This is a genomic window from uncultured Roseobacter sp., assembly GCF_947499265.1.
GTDB lineage: Bacteria > Pseudomonadota > Alphaproteobacteria > Rhodobacterales > Rhodobacteraceae > Roseobacter.
This window is the reverse complement of record NZ_CANMNK010000001.1, coordinates 786,094-804,100: the sequence shown is the minus strand read 5'-3', so window position 1 is coordinate 804,100 and position 18,007 is coordinate 786,094. Positions and strand designations below refer to the sequence as shown.

General features: G+C 57.2%; 13 protein-coding genes. All 13 read right to left on the bottom strand.

The window, feature by feature from the left end:
• Positions 1–4: 4 nt before the first annotated feature.
• The 13 genes from Q1A63_RS03850 to Q1A63_RS03790 all read right to left on the bottom strand — a co-directional run bounded on the left by Q1A63_RS03850 (position 5) and on the right by Q1A63_RS03790 (position 17,780).
• On the bottom strand, positions 5–1,249 hold the full coding sequence (locus tag Q1A63_RS03850) for a class I SAM-dependent methyltransferase (protein WP_299630719.1): 1,245 nt from the start codon (positions 1,247–1,249) through the stop codon (positions 5–7).
• Positions 1,250–1,308: 59 nt separating this feature from the next.
• Complete coding sequence (locus tag Q1A63_RS03845) at positions 1,309–2,517, bottom strand: aminotransferase class I/II-fold pyridoxal phosphate-dependent enzyme (RefSeq protein ID WP_298969409.1); 1,209 nt, start codon at positions 2,515–2,517, stop codon at positions 1,309–1,311.
• A gap of 31 nt (positions 2,518–2,548) precedes the next feature.
• Positions 2,549–3,685: a CDP-glucose 4,6-dehydratase gene (rfbG, locus tag Q1A63_RS03840; RefSeq protein ID WP_298969408.1), complete on the bottom strand. Its 1,137-nt coding sequence runs from the start codon at positions 3,683–3,685 to the stop codon at positions 2,549–2,551.
• 10 nt (positions 3,686–3,695) lie between these two features.
• A complete protein-coding gene (rfbF, locus tag Q1A63_RS03835) occupies positions 3,696–4,502 on the bottom strand; it encodes a glucose-1-phosphate cytidylyltransferase (protein WP_298969407.1) in 807 nt (268 codons plus the stop codon).
• A 109-nt stretch (positions 4,503–4,611) separates the two neighbouring features.
• Positions 4,612–6,261, bottom strand: a complete 1,650-nt coding sequence (locus Q1A63_RS03830) for a hypothetical protein (RefSeq protein WP_298969406.1) — start codon at positions 6,259–6,261, stop codon at positions 4,612–4,614.
• On the bottom strand, positions 6,248–6,658 hold the full coding sequence (locus Q1A63_RS03825; protein WP_299630715.1) for a GtrA family protein: 411 nt from the start codon (positions 6,656–6,658) through the stop codon (positions 6,248–6,250). The genes Q1A63_RS03830 and Q1A63_RS03825 overlap by 14 nt, the downstream gene beginning before the upstream one ends.
• A gap of 23 nt (positions 6,659–6,681) precedes the next feature.
• A complete protein-coding gene (locus tag Q1A63_RS03820) occupies positions 6,682–7,950 on the bottom strand; it encodes a glycosyltransferase family 4 protein (protein ID WP_299630713.1) in 1,269 nt (422 codons plus the stop codon).
• Positions 7,947–10,058, bottom strand: a complete 2,112-nt coding sequence (locus Q1A63_RS03815) for a nucleoside-diphosphate sugar epimerase/dehydratase (protein ID WP_298969403.1) — start codon at positions 10,056–10,058, stop codon at positions 7,947–7,949. Before Q1A63_RS03815 ends, Q1A63_RS03820 begins: the two co-directional genes overlap by 4 nt.
• 593 nt (positions 10,059–10,651) lie before the next feature.
• Positions 10,652–11,452 (bottom strand): sulfotransferase, encoded by an 801-nt coding sequence (locus Q1A63_RS03810; RefSeq protein ID WP_298969401.1) that lies wholly within the window; start codon positions 11,450–11,452, stop codon positions 10,652–10,654.
• Between the two features lie 214 nt (positions 11,453–11,666).
• The gene (locus tag Q1A63_RS03805) at positions 11,667–12,887 is read right to left on the bottom strand and encodes a polysaccharide biosynthesis/export family protein (RefSeq protein WP_299630711.1); all 1,221 of its coding nucleotides are present in this window, start codon (positions 12,885–12,887) and stop codon (positions 11,667–11,669) included.
• Positions 12,888–13,183: 296 nt separating this feature from the next.
• Positions 13,184–14,572: a hypothetical protein gene (locus Q1A63_RS03800; protein WP_298969399.1), complete on the bottom strand. Its 1,389-nt coding sequence runs from the start codon at positions 14,570–14,572 to the stop codon at positions 13,184–13,186.
• Positions 14,572–16,443, bottom strand: coding sequence for a P-loop NTPase (locus Q1A63_RS03795; protein ID WP_298969398.1), 1,872 nt, complete (start codon positions 16,441–16,443; stop codon positions 14,572–14,574). Before Q1A63_RS03795 ends, Q1A63_RS03800 begins: the two co-directional genes overlap by 1 nt.
• Positions 16,444–16,544: 101 nt before the next feature.
• Entirely contained in the window at positions 16,545–17,780 is a 1,236-nt protein-coding gene (locus tag Q1A63_RS03790) for a glycosyltransferase (RefSeq protein WP_299630708.1), read from the bottom strand.
• Positions 17,781–18,007 lie beyond the last annotated feature (227 nt).

The window sequence follows — 18,007 nt, the reverse complement described above, 5'->3', positions numbered from 1 at the left end:
TCCCCTATGGAATGATCTTCGGCGTTGGCAGTGGCACGATGAACTTGCCGCCGCGCGCTTCGAAATCCGCCATTTGTTCCCGAATCTCGTCAAAGAAGTTCCAGGCCAGAACCAGAAGGTAGTCTGGCTGTCGCTCGGCAACCACGTCTGGAGACAGAACAGGGATGTTCATACCAGGGGAATAGAGCCCCTGTTTCAGCGGGTTGCGGTCCACCAGGAAATCCAGCGTCTCTGTCCCGATCCGGAAGTAATTGAGCAGCGTGTTGCCCTTCGCTGGCGCACCGTAGCCCGCGATGGTCTTGCCATCTGCCTTGAGCGACGCCAGCAGCTTGACGAGGTCTTCCCCCAGATTCTGAACGCGATGCGAAAACTGCTCATAGCTGTCCCGGTCGGTCACGCCAGCGGCGGCCTCTTCGGCCAGCATTTGCGCAACGATCGGTGCCTTTGGCGCATTTGCCGTAGCAGGCTTCATGAAGACGCGCATTGATCCGCCGTGCACTGGCAGCTTGGTCACGTCGACCACATCCAAGCCGACCCCCTCACCCAGACGGACGATGGACAGCAAGCTGAGTTCGGACAGGTGTTCATGATACACATTGTCGAATTCGTTGGTTTCCAGGATTTCCTTGCCCCAGGGGACCTCGATCACGAACACGCCGTCATCCGCGAGAAGCGAGAGCACGCCACGGGTAAACCCGTGCAGGTCATCAATATGGTTGAACGTGTTGGTCGTGGTGATGACGCGTGCGGGACCTTCAGTTTCCCGCAGACCCTTCGCCGTTTCGGCGTTGAAGAAACCGACATGGACACGCACGCCCCGCTCTTCGGCGATTTTCGCCAGGTTGGCCGCCGGATCGACACCCAGCGTGCGGCCCCCCAGACGGTTGGCATGCGACAGCATGAGCCCGTCGTTGCAGCCGATGTCCACGATCAATTCACCATCCGCCTGGGCCACGGCAACCTCAGCGAGTTCGGCAAAATGGGTGTGCATCGTCGCAGCGCCTGACGGAACATAAAGGTAATCGGTGAAGAAATCCGGTGGCACCTGATCCGCGACCTGAATGAGGCCACAGTCCAGGCAGGCCTGACAGTTCAGCGGGAACGCCGTTTGCGGCTTGCCAACGTCTTCCTTGCGCGCAAACATGTTCGCGGGAGGATGATCCCCCATCCTCAGAACCATCATCAGGTTTTCGGATTTGCACGTGCGACACTGCGTGCGCGATGACGGTGGGTTAAAAGGCAAATTCATGGAAACAAACTCCTTTGTAAAACGAAACCAGAGTGCGCCGGGTTACCGGCGGGCCAAAATCATGCTGACTTTTTCCGGCTGCCGAACTGTTGCGCGAAATCTTCGAAGGTCCGGTGCATGTAATCGACATGCGCATCGGTCAGACCATGGTGACAGGCCAGGAGGATACCGCCGCGCATCACGTGATCCGAAACCGGATAGCCCGCGTCATCCGCACGGTAGGCGACCTTTTTCATCGCGGGCTGGCGCAGGATGTTGCCGGTAAAGACCGGGCGTGTCTGAATGTCCGCCTTTTCCAGGAAAATCTGCAATTCACGGCGGGTGAACGGCGCATCGGGGCGGATGGTCAGCGGGAAAGCCAGCCAGCCGGTGCGCGAGTTTTCCAGCTGTCTTGGCAGGATGAACCAGTCCTCATAGGCTGAGAAGAACGCGACATGTGCGTCGAAGTTCTTTTCCCGCTCGGCAATGTTGTGATCAAGTTTTCCAAGCTGCACCAGGCCAAACGCCGCGCTGATTTCAGATGGCTCGAGGTTGTATCCCAGATCCTCAAAGAGGAACTTGGCATCATATTCGATGCCATCGAGGTGCACGTTGAACCGGTTCTCAATCGACTCGGATTCCACAAAGAGCGACGAGCTGCGTCCCCAGGACCGCAAGAGCAGCGCACGGCGTGCAAGATCGGGGTCATTGACACAGAGCATGCCACCATTGCCCGCGCCATTGATCACATGGCTGCCGTAGAAGCTGGTTGTCGACACGTCGGAATAGACCCCGGTGCTGGTGCCGGACATGGTTGCACCCAGCGTATCGGCGCTGTCTTCGATCACCTTCAGATTATGCGCATCCGCAAGCTCACGGATCTTCTTCCAATCCGGCAGGTTCCCGATCAGCGAGGGGATCATCACCGCCGAGGTCGATGACGAAATCATCCGCTCAATGGCGTCTACGTCGATGTTATAGGTGCCTTCAGCGGCATCCACGAAGGTCGGCACCAACCCGTGACGCACCAGCGGCGCAACCGTGGTGGCAAAGGTCAAAGCGGGGGTGATGACCTCGCTGCCCTTGGGCAGGTCCAGTATCTCAACGGCCAGATAATTCGCCGAAGATCCTGAGTTGACCATGATGCCGTGATCTTTTGAAAACAGGGAGGAAACACGTTCCTGCATCTTGCGTACGCGCGGCCCCATTTGCGTCGAGGTCTGCAGAACTTCGACGACCGCATCAATTTCTTCTTGTCCATGAACCGTCTGGCCGTAGTTGACTCTCATGATGGTATTCTCCCTATTCGATAAAAGGCGGCTATTGGGCCGCGGTAACTTGATCACTCAAAAGCGTTTCGGACATTAGACTGTTGTAATGGTCGATCTGCGACCGGGTGATGCTCAGCATGTCAGCGCCGTCCAACTGCGCCTTGTACCATTCGGTGGTCAGATTGATGGCTTCGGGCAGGTTCAGGCGTGGTTTCCACCCCAACCCTGTTTGCGCCTTGGTGCTGTCCAGACGCAGAATGCCAGCTTCGTGCAGCTTGGGCTCTGCGGAGTGCTCTTCATTCTGAAAGATCAGCTTGGGCGCTTCCGGACCCCAGAATTTCTGGATCATTCCGGCAAGTTCGCGCACGTTGACCGTGCCCGATACATCGGGCCCGAAGTTCCACGCCCCGGCATAGTTCCGACCTTGCGAGGTCAGTGCGGCGGCCAGCATCAGATATCCCGAAAGCGGCTCCATCACATGCTGCCAGGGCCGGATGCTGCTAGGGCTGCGAATGTCCAATGGCGTTCCGGAAAACGCAGCGCGCACGATATCCGGGACCAGACGGTCCTCGCCCCAGTCGCCACCACCAAAGACGTTTCCGGCCCGCGCTGTGGCCAGGCGTGGCCCGTCGGGTTCGGAGAAGAAGGCGTTGGCGTAAGCGTTCGCCACCAATTCGGTGCAGCCCTTTGACGCGCTGTAAGGATCGGTGCCGCCCAGAGGATCGTTCTCGCGATACCCCCATGTCCATTCGCGGTTATCGTAGCATTTGTCGCTGGTGATCACGACAACCGTGCGCAGAGAGTCCATCGATTTTGCCGCGTCGAGCACATGGGCTGTGCCCGACACATTGGTTGCAAAGGTTTCCGCCGGATGCCGGTAGGAATACCGCACCAGTGGTTGCGCGGCCAAATGGAATACGATCTCTGCATCCACGTCGCGCAGCGTCTCATGCACGGCGTCCGCATCGCGAATGTCTGCAATGCGGCTATCGACCAAACCTTCCACACCACATAGGTCAAAGAACCCCGGCCCCTCGTCGGGCGGGAGCGAAAGGCCCGTAACATGCGCGCCAAGCCGCTGCAGCCATACCGACAACCAGCCCCCCTTGAAGCCTGTATGCCCGGTGACCAGAACGCGGCGCCCGGCAAATACCTGGCCGAAATCCACTGAGTAAAAACTATCCATTAGCTTAACTTCAGATCGCCAGCGCCGGCATGCTTGCGGGCAACTCTTCGTCGAAGTTGAGCCACGGCGGCACGTCTTCGTCACAAAGCGCGTTCAGTGTGTTGCGGTCCCGGATCGTATCCATCGGATGCCAGAAACCGTGGTGACGATAGGCCATGAGCTCACCGTCGCGGGCCATCTGCGTCAGCGGTGATTGCTCCAGCGGCTCCGTATCATCGACCATGTAGTCCAGAACGCCCGGTTCGAATACAAAATATCCGCCATTGATCCAGGTATCGCCCGAGCGGACCTTTTCGGTGAACGCATCCACCCGGTCGCCCTTCAGCTCAATGTTGCCGAACCGCGCCGGTGGCTGCACGGCGGTAACCGTTGCAAGCTTGCCGTGGGACCGGTGGAAGTCGAGTAGCGCGTCAACATTGATGTTCCCCAGACCATCGGAATAGGTGCACATGAATGTTTCCGGCTGCAGCCAGTCGCGCAATCTGCGAATGCGCCCGCTGGTCATCGTATCCGCACCGGTGTCGACAACTGCGACGTTCCAGCCGCCGGGCGTGGTCGGCACCAGCTTCATCTTGCCGGTATCGACAGAGACCGAGATGTTGTTCGCAATCAGGTGATAATTGGCGAAGAATTGCTTGAGCAAAAGCGCCTTATACCCCGCCGCGACCACAAAATCGCGGTGACCAAAATGGCTGTAGATATCCATGACGCGGGCGATGATCGGGCGCCCGCCCACCTCGACCATGGGCTTTGGAATCTTTACTGTTTCCTCGGCAAGGCGGGACCCAAGTCCCCCTGCAAGCAGTATCGTCTTCATATCAAACTCCCTCGTAGTAACTAATGTTTACAAATGCTTAACTGGTGACCGGTCGAAAGAATTGACCGAATTGGCACATCGTGCCGGGCGGTATGGCAAGGATGGATCATCACTCCCCTCCCCGCGTTCGAATATAGAGCTGACCCGGACCGTAACGGTTCTCGAAACGCTCCGCTTCAAGAAGCTGATACCCGTTGGCTTGTGCGTAGCGGAGCATGGGGCCTTCGAGGGCCTCGGCATATCCGAGCAGGAATGCCGCCGGGGGCGTCTGCGCAAAAAGCGCATCGAGCCCGTCTTCCCCCACCATCGTGTAATGCGCCGCAAGCTCAGGGGCGGTGTAGGGGACAATGCGGTAGGCAAATTGCCCCGACGCAAATTCCGCATAGACAGGCAGATCAGCCTCAAGCGGATAGATTGGCAAAAAGGTCGCGACAGGCCCGGTGAGGCCATGATCCTGCACGATGATCTGGTTGAGCCGCTGAGCATCGGTGGAGATGCGCGACACGGTCAGCTTGTCGGGCTGGGTCAACGCAAGAACGCCAGCGCCCAGGCGCGGTGCCGCCAGAACCATCATGACCAGCATGCTGGCTCCCAGAAGCGGCACGATCGCGCGCTGCGAGTCCGGAGAGATGCGGCGGAACACCACGGCGCAAAAGATGGGCAGGCACACCAGTGGCAGGACGTAGTATTGCGGGAACCCCGGTGTCGGAGAGAAGCTCATCAGAATGGCGAGACAAATCGCGCCGAAACACACCAGCAGCTGGCCGAAGTAACCCTCTTCGCGGACGTGCCCGGTGCTTTTGTCGCGCAATGCCACCCAGACGAGATAGGTGGCAACCACGCCCATGATCAGCGGCACACCTGCCAGCCATCCGCCATAGGCCAGCAGAAGTTTACCGCCGAGCCCCATGGCCAGGTTCGGTTCCGTATAGGCGTTGGCGTCCCAATAGGCGATGTGTGGGCCCAGGTGAAATCCAATGACATGCGCCAGGAAAAGCTCAGTATCGGAAATCAGATACCAAAAGAGCGGCAAGGCACCGATCAGCCCGCCAACGAGCAACGGGAAAACGACACGTTTGAAGCGATCCGCCAACCCCATGTGCAGAGGTAGAAGGAAGGCGGCAATTGCCACCGGTGGGATGAAAATAACCGCGCTGATTTTCATACCGGCAGCAATGGAAAGGCAGACACCGGCGCAGAACAGAAGGCGCGCATTCACCTGTTGTTTCAGGGTCTCCATGATGAAGAGCCCAAGACCCAATACGGCAAAGGGAAGCGGCAGCAAGTTGTTGGAAGCGGCCATTCCCGCCTCACCCAGCAAAGGATCGGCGGTCAGCATCGCAACCGCACAGAAAAACGCAAAGAGGCGGTTTTTCGAGATGCGCAGCGTTACCCAGAAAACACTGCCCACAAGGGCCAGCCATCCCAGAAACACGCCGAAACGGGCGGCGAAAAGCAACCCTGCCTCGCCGAAGAACAGATTGACCCCCTTGAAGTACCAGGCTGAGTTCGGCACGTGGTTATAGAAGAAATCCTGGTAGAGGTCCCAGCCGGGCAAAAAAGCCGCTGGCGGTACAAACATCATCTCGTCACGACGCAGCCCGTAGTTCATCAGCCGACCGTAGATACCCGCCAACAGCATGATCCCGCAAAACGCCACGGCCCCCTTAATCAGCATCCGCGACAGCTGATGCGGGGCATCGGTACCCGTCATGTTCCGTCTTTTGACGGCAGGGCCATGCATGTCAGAGACGCTCATTGCGACCTCCCTTGACATCAAGCGAGGCGCCAAGCGCGTAAGAAACCAGAACGAAGGACAAAATCACGGTTGGCACCAGCGCTAAGAGCTGCGCCGCGTAGGGGTTCATCCCGGCGTTCGATAGGATCTGGAGCAGGACGGCGTTGAACAGGTAGGCGCTGACATAGGCCAGGCAATATCTTGGCAACTTGTCGTACCCGCTGACGCCAAAAACAAATCTGGCGTGGAGCGCGTAGTTCCAGATCACGCCCAGCGCAAACTGCGCCGCCAGTGCGACCTGAACATGGGCGCCAAGACTGACCAGCAAGGCGTAAACGCCATAGCCAAACATCGTATTGACCACGCCCGTTCCCAGGAACCGGATTGCGCGGGTCCGCGTGTTGGATGCCTGGGGCATCGCTGTGGATGTTTCATCGCACATCATGTCGACACACACTCGACTTCGCCGCGAAACTTATGCTCGACAACGTCGGGCTTGAATTCCGCATGAAGGGGATCCTCGATACCCATCAGACGCATGAGACGGCCATTCACAGCATGGACGTCATTGTGCAGGCACACACGCGCGCGCGCTGCCTTGCCCATCGAAACCGCCAGTTCCGGCAGTTGAATGAAGCGCCGCATGGCCGCTGCGAGAGAGGCTGCATCCCCGCGTGGCACAACCAGACCGCACTCATCATGGGCCACGTTTTCACCGCATCCGGGCGCATCCGTTGTGATCACCGCGCGCCCACAGGACATCGCCTCGAGGATCGAGCGCGGGATACCTTCGCGCAATTGCGTGGGCAGCACAAAGACGCCGCAGGACTGCAGGAACGGAACAACATCATCCGTTTCACCGGCGTAGGTCAGCAGCCCGCGCGCCTGCCAATCGGCCAATTGGGCATCACTTATCGCATCGGGGTTGCTGTCGCGTGGCCCGAGAACCTGAACATCGAATTCAAGGTCTTCAGCACGCAAGAGCGCCGCCGCCGCTGCCAGCACCTCAAGGCCTTTGGAGCGCAGCAGACGTCCGACGAACAAAAACCGCATCTTGTCTTGAGGGATCGGTTTGGGGGCAAAGCGCACCGTATCTACGCCTGATCCGGGCACGTCATAAAGCGGCGTGGCATCGTCGATCATGCGAAAACGGCGAATGTCGCGCCGATCCGCGGCGTTGTAGCAGAAAGCTGCCTTGATCCGCTTGAGTGCAGGACGGTGAAGTCGGATTGAAATATCGCGTACCAGACGACGGCGCCCGTGCGGCGCATCTTCCATGAAGGCGTACCCAAGACCGGTGAACATGGCAAAGCAGGCGCCCACACCGACGATCCGTGCCGCCAACGATCCGTAGATGATCGGCTTCATCGTGTAGGTGAGAACAATATCCGGTTTTTCGGATCGCAGTTCAGACACCAGGGCCCGCAGCGTTTTTAGATCTTGGAACGGGTTCGTGCCCGTTCTTTGCATTGGGATCTCACGATGCCGAATGCCATGCCGGTCGAGGATCTGTGCCGTCGCAGGGTCGATCTCCGCCGCCAGGGCCAGCACCTCGTAGCCGTTTTCCTGAAACCGTCGCATCAGGTCGAGCCGGAAATTCACCAGGGAATACCCCAGACTGCCAATGACAATCGCACGACGTTTGTGCAGCTTGCGATCATCCGCAGGCTGCACAAATGCGTCATCCACAATTGTCGGCATGGCTGTCATACACCGGTCCTTAACAACTCATCGGCATCGGGGTTCTGGTTGGCAGGCACCACGGGAACCTGGCCTTTTGACACACCGGTGTCGCCCTCCGGAATTTCGACCGATCGCAGACCGTTGATCCCGTATCCCGGCACCAGATTCTTGAGCAGACGTTTGACCGTCAGCTCATCACCACGGCGCGCGGCATGTTCCAGCTTCAGTATCGCAGCACGCAACCGTGCAATCGGAACACCCTCGGGTTGGGCCGAACTTACACCCGGAATGCCGCATTCCTTGCGCTCTTCGGTGGCGTCGAACAACTCCTCGAACAGCTTTTCACCAGGGCGCTTGCCAATGAATTCAATGGCAATGTCCTTGGAGGGTTTCAGCCCCGCCAATTCAATCATACGTTTCGCAAGGTCCACGATTTTGATCGGGCGCCCCATATCGAGAACAAAGATCTCGCCATGGCTTGTCTCCAGCTCAAGCCCGCTTGCCGCCGCAACCAGCGTAAGCTGGACCGCTTCGCGGATCGTCATGAAATACCGCTCCATCTGCGGATCGGTGATGGTCAGCGGCCCCCCCTTGGAAATCTGTTGTTGAAACAGCGGGATAAGAGAGCCGGAGGACCCCAGCACATTGCCGAAACGCACCGAGAAAAACCGCGTCATCTCATCGGTTTCATTGGTGATGCGGTCCTGCGCCTGAGCATAAAATTCCGCGACCCGCTTTGTTGCGCCCATGACATTGGTGGTGTTCACCGCCTTGTCCGTGGACACCTGCACCATCGCAATCGCGCCGACATCACGCGCCGCGTCGGCGACATTCCGGGTGCCAACGACATTGGTCAAAACACCCTCGCACGGGTTCAATTCAACCATCGGAACATGTTTCAGCGCCGCCGCATTGAACACAATTTCCGGGCGGTGCTTGCCAAAGATGGACCTGACACGCATTTCATCGCGAATGCTGGCCACATAGACCCGGCGCAACACGTCGGGAAAGTGCCGGGACAGGTCCATATCGATCGAATAGGCGTTGAATTCGCAGTTATCGACCAACACCAGTTCTGCTGGCTCAAAGGAGGCAATCTGCCGTGCCAACTCGCTGCCAATTGACCCGCCAGCGCCGGTGACCAGAACCCGGCGGCCTTCGAAGAGCTTGCGCAGCAAAGACCTCTCTACGATTTTTTGCGGGCGGCTGAGAATATCTTCAGGGTCGACGGTTTTCAGCTCCGTGGTTTCGGTCGTCCCGCCCGATTTCATTTCATCAAGACCGGCAAGACGCGACACTTTGATGCCGTAGGCTTCGGCCCAATCCGTCAGCTTGCGGATCCCGTCCGCGTCAAAATGGGTCACCGGTTCGGTCAGCAGCAGCCGCTGGGGCAATTCATCCGACGTCTTGAAATGGGCGATGATCGGCTCCGGATCCCGCAGCGACCCGATGATCTTCACATCATGGAAATAAAGGCCGTTGGTATTGCGCGCATCATCGATGATGCCGATGGGCCGGTACTTCGTCTGCGTGTTGCGCAGGGAGCGCACGAACAGATCGCTGGACGTGCCCGTGCCCACGATCAACACCGGCACCCTGTCGGTCGCGACATCACCAAGCCGCTGCGCGCGGCGTGACATCTCGCGACCCCGCGCCACCACGCGCAATGCCCCCAGCGCGGGCACGAGAAGGAAGAATTGAATGACAAATACCGCAACCGGCACCGCCGCGGTTGTTGCATGGAACGTGGAGAGAATGGCCAACACCGCGACCATGGAAACAGCGCCGCGCACAATCACCGTCACATCCCGCAGAGACGTGGACCGCGTGTGACGACGGTAAAATCCTGCAAGCGGATAAACCAGAATGCCGGTGACGCAGGACATCAGGACCACAGGCCACAGCGCATTGAGCAGATGAGGTTGGGCGACGACACCAAACGCCAGCAAAAGCGCCAAAGCGCCCGATAAAGCGGAAGACAGAATGTCGCCAACAACCAACCGGCAATTGGCCTTGATCTCTGCAATCGTCTGTTTGAACCAGTACTCAAAATCTGACAAAACGCTTTGTCGGAAACTAGGTGTCGAATGAATACCATCCCGGTCATCATCACCGGTCGAAATATAATCAGTCATGCGCAACGCTCCACGTTCGTTGGTTCGTCGGTACGTCTTAAATTTTAGAGTTGGAGCGCCCAGGAAATCTTGGATCACCGCTCCTTGTGCTCAGCCAGCCAGCGCAACCCCGGCTAAAGCTAATTTTGTCACGGGATGAACAAACCCCGGCAACATTCAAAAAAATTCAATTCAAAGCCTCCTAACACCACTTCACCAAACTTCATTTTCGTACTCAAAAAACGCTTGAATTGCGTCTTTCCCAGTGTCGCCCGGGATAAAAAAACTTTTGCAATCGTTACAACTAAGACGTGTTAACCTATTGTTAATAATTATATGCATGACCGCGCTGATTTCCATCATAATGCGGTCTACCTATGCGGGAAGATGTCACAAAAGATACATAATTTCGACTTTATTGGTTTAAAATCATATATTTACTAAAACCTCTCGCATAAATTGAATGCGCAAAAAAACGAATTGTGATGATTTTTTTAGCAACATAATTCGTGCAAACAGCGCCTCATTGATGATTCTCACCGGAATTCGAGCCCGAATCGGCGACGATTCGCCGGTTTCCGCTCTCTCCTTGCGCGTGATACCGCTGCGATCCATCACCTCTCTCCAAGCCAATGCGCTGATATTGTTGGCTCAAATTTTTGCAGCAACTCGATATCTGGCAGGAAGTGATCCCTCATCTTTTTGGCGAGATCGGGATGCAAAGGCGGATATTTCACCGGTCGGGCAATCCGGTCACGGATGGCGCGGACCGGCCATTTGTCTCGCAACGGATCGAGCATAGGCCGCAAGGGGGCCAGCGCACGTCGAAATCTATGCGGCACAGTGGGCGCATTTTTGTCTTTAACACGCTCCTGCACGGGCGGATGCAGCGCGCCCTTTACCCCAAGATGATCCGCAACACGGCGCAGCTGCTTTTCAGGCTCCCGCGTGACGTCATCAAAGTCGAGGATCAGAAGGTTTTCTTCGGGAAAGGTATTCCTGAAACGCGTCAGGTGATGCCCGTACCGGCTGTCGATAAGGAACCTTTCATCGGCCGCTTTTTCGGGATCCAGATGCCGCCAGATGTCGGTCGATACACTACCGCGGCGCAGTAGCATGCAGTAGTCAGAGTAGGCGCGTTTCACCGGGTCGCGCAGTTGAGCGATCAGGCGAACATCCGGATAGTGTTTGGCAATGCGGTCGGCGGCCTGCGGTTCGGTGAGGTAGGAATTGGATTTTTCTCCGATTGTGACATCGCGTCCGAACCCGGAAAACTGGTCCTGATACCAGGCGATCCCGCGGTCATACTCACGTGAGAAGAAGTGTAGCTCCGGTTCGGGTAAATACAGGGATTTGTTGGCAGAAAGCGATTGCTGCAGCCAGGTTGTGGCACATTTGGCGGCACCGATTATCAAAAAATCAACATTTAAATCTGGGGTCGGCATCAAAACCTCATCTGTTCATACTGGCATTAAATTCCGGGCGATTATGCGGATCGGGGCATTGAAATCCCGAAGTTCTCGCAAAGGTTGGTGGCTTAAAAACGTAATCTCCAAACTATCATTTCAGCGGTGTACAACGGCTGTTTGTCGCGGTCTCCAATGCATTCGATTTTCATTTCGCTCATATCTAATTGGCAGCTTTTTCACCTATCGAGACGCGGCGGATTTCGATTGTGTCGCCCGGCAGCAATTCACCCGTCGCGGTCAATTCGAGCACGGTCGGGTCCGACCCGCGCGTAACAAAATACTTCGTCACCCGCTCGGTCAGCGGATCAACCACGGCGGAGGGGTTGGCTGCAACCGCCTCTTCATACAATGAGCGAAGGGTTGTCAGGCCGATCTGCTGGGCTGCGATTTCCTGCTCGACGTTGTTCAACCGTGACAGGCCGCCCGATTTTGCATCGTCCAGCAAAGTCAACTCTTCCCGCTCTGCCAGATTGAGCTGTTGTTGCGCGGTCAGCAGGCCGATCTCCAACTGCAGGCGCTTCGCCTCCAGATCGTTGAGCGCGTTGTTCAGGCTTGATACCCGTGTGTTCACGGTCAGCCCGCGCTCTTTCAGCGAACTGACGTTTTCGAGCTCCGCTTTTGTCAGGGCGATCTGCTCATCCCGTAGCGCGATCTGAGAGCTTAGGCGGGTAATCTGCTCTTTCAGCACGGCCTGCAGATCGAGAATCCGCGCATTTTGAGCGGCCCGCGCGGTCTGCACAGCAGCAAGGATCTCGCCTTCTCTCCCCGTCGGCCAGGCTGCATCCGAACCCGTTTCGAGCTGCCGACCCAATGCGCCAAGATCCCAGTTGAGGCGGTTGCGCTCCTCCTGAAGGGCTCTGATCCGGTCTTCAGCAACCCGTATCTGGCCTGCCAGCCTCAACTGTTCCGAAGCGTTGCCTGGAGCGTCTGCATCGATGATCCGGAGCAAACCGCCCGACACCGCGAGCGCTTGTTGTGATGTGAGACCGGGCCGATAGGGGTAAGCTCCCGGGTTTTGCACGTCTCCCAAAACGTACACCGGCAGATGCCCAATGATTTCCATCGCGACCTGCGGCGGCTCCGAGGTTCCGATCAGGCGGTGCAGCCTGAGTTGCAATTGCTCGGACAAGGCCCCGACCGTCTTTCCCTTGGCCTCAAGCTGGCCAGCCAGCGGGACATGTATCAGCCCCTCTGTTGACACGACGTATTCACCGGAAACGCCGGGCCATTGTGAATATGAGCCGGTGGTTCTGTCCCATTGCATGGCCCGTATCAGGACACGGTCCTGTCCGGTCAACGTGTATGTCTGTGCGATCGCAAATGGCGCGGAGAGCCAAAGAAAAACCGCGATAAGAAAGGGTACCAGCACAGGACGTTTCACGGGTATTTCCTCCGGAAATCAAACACATTGAACAATTGGGAGACTGTCGGCATTGCCGATAGCTCTCCTGCAACTTTGGAAGACAAGACTTGGAATGCGGGGAATTTGTTTCCGACGAATTCCGCTCTTGGGGCATTGAGTTGTGCATCGCAACACAGATGCAATGGCCCGCTGAATGTCTGACGGCGCGACCTATCCGCTCCGAAACCCCTGTCAAGCTTGGGACCCGCGCGCAAGCCTAAGCCATCGGTCCCGCCACTAATTTCGCTCAGCAGCTGATACATTCCGATCATCACCTAACTCCCATCCCCAGCGAGCGCCGCCAACCAGGTTTCGACATGGCTCAGCCCGGTCTGGGGATTACCCTCCCAGGGATCATCCGCTTCGTTTGGGTCCAGCCCGCTTTGGCCGGCTTCCCACAGGTCCGGAAAACCGTCACCGTCGCTGTCTGTTTGTGACGCTGGATCGGCTGATGCAATCGACGGCCAGCCACCGACTTGCGTGACCTCGTTAATGATCGCGCCACCACAGTTTCGGACATCAGACACCACCCGCTGATCCAGCGCGTCGGGAGCCCGTCTGCCCAGGATCTGGTCTCCGGCTATCCCCAGGACATCACCGAGGGTCTGCGCTGCGGGCCGGGCCGCAATGTTTGTCTGCCATCCCGGTGCTGCGACTTGTTGCTGCTGCGCAATGGGGTCGAGCACGTGCATTTGCCGCACGCGGCACCCCTGCGCAGATGTCGCGATATTGTCCTCGGCCAAAAGCTCAACGTGAAACGCATCCTCCCACTCAAAAACCTGCACGGCTTCGGGCGTTTTCCGAATGGTGTTTGGTCCGGATAACGCGACATTGCCAAGATAGGCAATTTTTGCATCCCCGATCAGATCGTAAAACTCGCCGAACTGGCTGACCGGGTTGTAAAAGACGTTGTTGATCACCTCCACCGGACCGATGGAGGTACCCTTGACGTCAGGTTGCCGATCCCTGTGGTGGGCAAACAGGTTGCGGTGCAGCGAAATCCGCCCGCAAGCATTGTTCACGTTCTCGGTTGAGCAGATCAACGCGCCCTTCGAGTGTCGTCCCTTCGGATGATTAGAGCGGTCCAAACTATAAGCCAGAATGCTGTCGGCAAGGGTAATATCTGCCGCCGTCGCTCCCGATACGTGGACATTAAATGTTTCATCCGTGGCAAAGGCCATCGACAGGTTGCCCAGATAGATCCGTTGCCCGTTCTCCACCGTGATCGCATCCACGGACGGCGACGGTGTCGGGCTCGGCCCGGGGCGCACCTTGAGATGACGCACCACAACATCATTCACATTCTTCAGGATCAGCGGCCCGTGCTTGCCACCAACCAGTCGCAACTGAATGCCATCCCCCGGTGCGGTTTGCCCGGCAACATATATATTGGATGGCAGTTTGATCGGACCGCGCAACTCGATGGTGCCGCTCACCGAAAACACACAAATTCGCGGCTGCCCGCTGCTCGCCGCACAGGCACGCAATGAGCCGGGGCCGTCATCGGCCAAAGATGAAACCCTGTGAATTTCGCCACCTTTCCAGCCGGTTGCGACCGCGCCAAACCCATCGGCACCCGGGAACGCAATCCCGTCAGCAGGACCTGCGCCCGACGCTTCGGGCATCAGCAAGAGAACCGATAAAACAGCGGCGGCGTGTAACATCAGTGATACCCTGATGCGCCGTAACTGTAGTAATGCGCATATCCGCCGTATCCGTATCTGCGCTGTTTGCGCGGGTCGACGTTGTTGATGACGGTCCCGGAAACTTCGATACCGTTGCTGGCGAGTTTCCCAACGGTATCCCGCAGCACCTCGTCGGTCGTGCGACCCCACCTGACAACCAGCAGCGTCGATTCAACCAACGCACCAAAACGGCAGGGTTCGTCCACGACAAGCACCGGCGGTGTATCCACCAACACGAGATCATAGTCCGCGCTCAGCTTCTTGTTCAGAGCCTGCAGATCCTGTTTCAGATCCTGCGGTGACGTTTTGTGCCGCGTTTGCAGGCCAAGAACCTGCACGCCCGTCACTTCCTCGCCATCCACATAGGCGGGCACGCCAACGGTTTTCCCGGACAGAACATCCTGAAATGTTGCCAGTTTTTCAGTTGAGCCCAGCATTTTAGACGCCCCGCGGCGGTGGCTGTCGAGGTCGAGAACCAGTACATTCATCCCGTCATTGGCCGCAGCAGCCGCCAGCGCCACGGTCAATGTCGATTTTCCTTCGTTTGGCAGACCAGAGGTGACCATCACCACTTTCCCTCCGGCAGCCAGGTTGAACCACAGGGTGATCAGGCTGCGCAGCGCCTCCGCAAATCCCGAGTTGGGGTTTGCGTGGAGAAACCAGATGGGTGAGTACTCTCGGGAAAACAGACCCTTCTTCTTGATTTTGGGCACAAACCCGAAATTCGGAACCCCGGAGGCTGCGATCGTCTGATCTTCGTTCCAAAGCTTGTTGTTAAGACCTTCCAGCAGCAGGGCCGCGATGAAGGCCAGCGCCAGACCCGCCACCACACTGACCGCAAGCGTCGTGCGCTTGTTGGGCCAGAATGGGTCAATCGGAACCCGCGCCACAGACACCTGCCGAGCACCCTGGGACACAAATTGCAATTGGTTTTCAAGCTCGTTCAGTTTCTCGATGGCTGTTTGATAGCGCGCGCGCAGCAGTTCCATCGAGCGCTCCATCCGCATCAGCGACAGCTGCGACCGCGTGCGATCATGTAGTGCAGCTTCGGCAGCCCGCAGGTCCTGTGTCGTCGCTTCGAATTCGTCTTGCGCGGTTGGATCCTTTGACAAAATGCTCTCGATGGAAACAAGCCGGTCCACATCGGCGCGCAGCTGATCGGAAAGGTTCTCATCATCAAGATCGTTCTCGCGGATGAAGGCTGCAAGGCTCAGCTCAGACTGCGAAAGCTCTTCGCCCAATTGATCGACGCGCCCGCGCAGAAACTCAATGGATTGCACAATGCCTTCACGGCGTTTGAGAACGGATTTTTCAATATACGATCTGGCAACCTGATTTGCGATGTTCGCGGCCATGCGGGGATCGGTCGATTCCGCCACGATTTCAACTGCCAAACTCTCCCCCTGGCGGAAAACAGTGTAGGATTTCAAAGTTTTATCAATGACCTTTTCACGCCAAACCGGATCGTTTGGATCCTCGGCAACGCCCGGCTCGCCCGCAAACGTCGGTTCGTCAAAGAATTGCAGCGCTTCCGCGACTTCCACGGCGAAGTCACGAGAGCGCAGAATATCCAGCTCGGTCTCGATCACCAGGCGTGAAAGCTCAAATGTCTCCAATTCCACTTCCGTGGCGCTGACCCTCGTCTCCAGCAAGGTCAAGATCACCGTCGACCGGGTCTTGTACTCCTCCGGCAAATAGCTGACGGCGGCATAGGCAAGCCCGACAAAAGCAGTGACAATCAAGATGACCATCAACAAATGGCGGCGAACGATGCTCCAGGCGCCATCAAGCCCGACCCTGCCCTCCGGCTCCGTCTGACCCAATTGCGAAATCGGCCCTTGTGCTGTCATATTCATCACTCCCGCATCGGTTCCCGATGCGCACGCGCAGGGGTCCCTTGCTTAAACTAATTCCAAACGGCGGCCTGAGCCGCGCTTAACACAATTCTTGTTCAGGCAGACATCGAGCGGATATTATGCGCCGCCTGCGGTCGGCCTGACTGCACCGAATGGTAGGCATCTCTATGAAGTTGTACGTATTGATTCATCGAAAAGTTATCTTGAACACGCAGGCGCGCGGCCCTGCCCAGGCGCGCCCGTTCTTCTTCACCCGCGGACAATAATGCGCCCACAGCTGATGCCTGTGCATTTGCGTCGGATGGCGGCACCACAGTGCCGGTATCCCCGACGAGTTTTGCGCAATCCCCGACATCCGTGACCACGCAGGGCACCTCTGCCGACATCGCCTCCGTCACCGCGAGGGGGAACGCCTCACCCCAGGCTGACGACAGCAGAAAAACATCCAGACCTGGCACCAGCTTGGCGATGTCGTGGCGCATCTCCAGAATGCTCACACGATCGGCAATTCCCAAAGACTGCGCTTCTACCGCAGCGGCACTGCCTGTATGGCCCTCGCCGATCAGAACAGCCTGAACGTTGTGGCCCTCATCCAGCATCTTTGCGGTGGCCCGCATCATGGAGACATGGTCTTTCATCGGATGGCTGCGCGATACATTCCCCACCATCAGTCGATCACCCGGAATACCAAGAACCTCGATCAGCCTGTCACGCGCGGCAGGGTCAGGTTTGAATTCCGAGGTATCGACGGCGTTGGGAATGAGCGCTGATTTCTTTGCATTGAAGCCAATTGCCTCATGCTGATTTCGGGACACGTCGGAGCAATAGGTGATGCGCCCGACACTCCCCGACAAGGCCGCCATGATCCGGATGATCATCTGGCTGGAAAACTTTTCCTTTTTGATGTCCTGCAAGGAGTGATGCACACCCCAAACCAGTCCCGGTTTTTTGCCGAACCTGCCCGCCAATCCGATGATCGATGCCAGACATCCGTGATACATCCAGGCATGAACGACGCTGACCGGCTGCTGCCGCAGCATCTTTCGCATTTTCGCGATGGCTGACAGGCTCACGCGCCCGGGCTTCAGCCCAAGCGGCTCAACATGAACGCCCATATTCTGGATATCTCGCCCAATCGATCCAATGCCGGTCAGGGAAACCACACTGTGGTTTTTGGCCTCCGGTCCGAGCGCAGCCAAGTACCTCTTTAACATAATTTGAGCACCACCCACTCCCGTGCTGGTGATAAAATGAACAATAATCATAATGTTAGTGTTCTTACTTTTTTTTGGCATTACAAGTAAACTTTCCTGAGACAAAGAGGAATGCATACCATTCCGGGAAATCGCCTAACTTATTGCAATTCCCGATTGAATTCCAACTTGACCGATGCCGAGAATCTATTTGGAAATTGCGGAATTACGTGTAATTTCGCCTGAGATTCGGACGTAATTCTTAAGTTCTGCGGCGAAAGCTGCTTAATATTTTGGCATTTTTGGTTGCCGTTGAAACAGCCTTGGTCGCTCTTTTGAACGCGTCGGGCAGAGAGTTCGGCGGT

Excerpts from the sequence above, each read along its gene's own strand:
- Q1A63_RS03850 (WP_299630719.1), bottom strand. The coding sequence starts at position 1,249 with ATGAATTTGCCTTTTAACCCACCGTCATCGCGCACGCAGTGTCGCACG.
- Q1A63_RS03815 (WP_298969403.1), bottom strand. The coding sequence starts at position 10,058 with ATGACTGATTATATTTCGACCGGTGATGATGACCGGGATGGTATTCAT.
- rfbF (WP_298969407.1), bottom strand. The coding sequence starts at position 4,502 with ATGAAGACGATACTGCTTGCAGGGGGACTTGGGTCCCGCCTTGCCGAG.
- Q1A63_RS03830 (WP_298969406.1), bottom strand. The coding sequence starts at position 6,261 with ATGAGCGTCTCTGACATGCATGGCCCTGCCGTCAAAAGACGGAACATG.
- Q1A63_RS03795 (WP_298969398.1), bottom strand. The coding sequence starts at position 16,443 with ATGACAGCACAAGGGCCGATTTCGCAATTGGGTCAGACGGAGCCGGAG.
- Q1A63_RS03845 (WP_298969409.1), bottom strand. The coding sequence starts at position 2,517 with ATGAGAGTCAACTACGGCCAGACGGTTCATGGACAAGAAGAAATTGAT.
- Q1A63_RS03790 (WP_299630708.1), bottom strand. The coding sequence starts at position 17,780 with ATGCATTCCTCTTTGTCTCAGGAAAGTTTACTTGTAATGCCAAAAAAA.
- Q1A63_RS03825 (WP_299630715.1), bottom strand. The coding sequence starts at position 6,658 with ATGCCCCAGGCATCCAACACGCGGACCCGCGCAATCCGGTTCCTGGGA.
- Q1A63_RS03800 (WP_298969399.1), bottom strand. The coding sequence starts at position 14,572 with ATGTTACACGCCGCCGCTGTTTTATCGGTTCTCTTGCTGATGCCCGAA.
- Q1A63_RS03820 (WP_299630713.1), bottom strand. The coding sequence starts at position 7,950 with ATGACAGCCATGCCGACAATTGTGGATGACGCATTTGTGCAGCCTGCG.
- rfbG (WP_298969408.1), bottom strand. The coding sequence starts at position 3,685 with ATGGATAGTTTTTACTCAGTGGATTTCGGCCAGGTATTTGCCGGGCGC.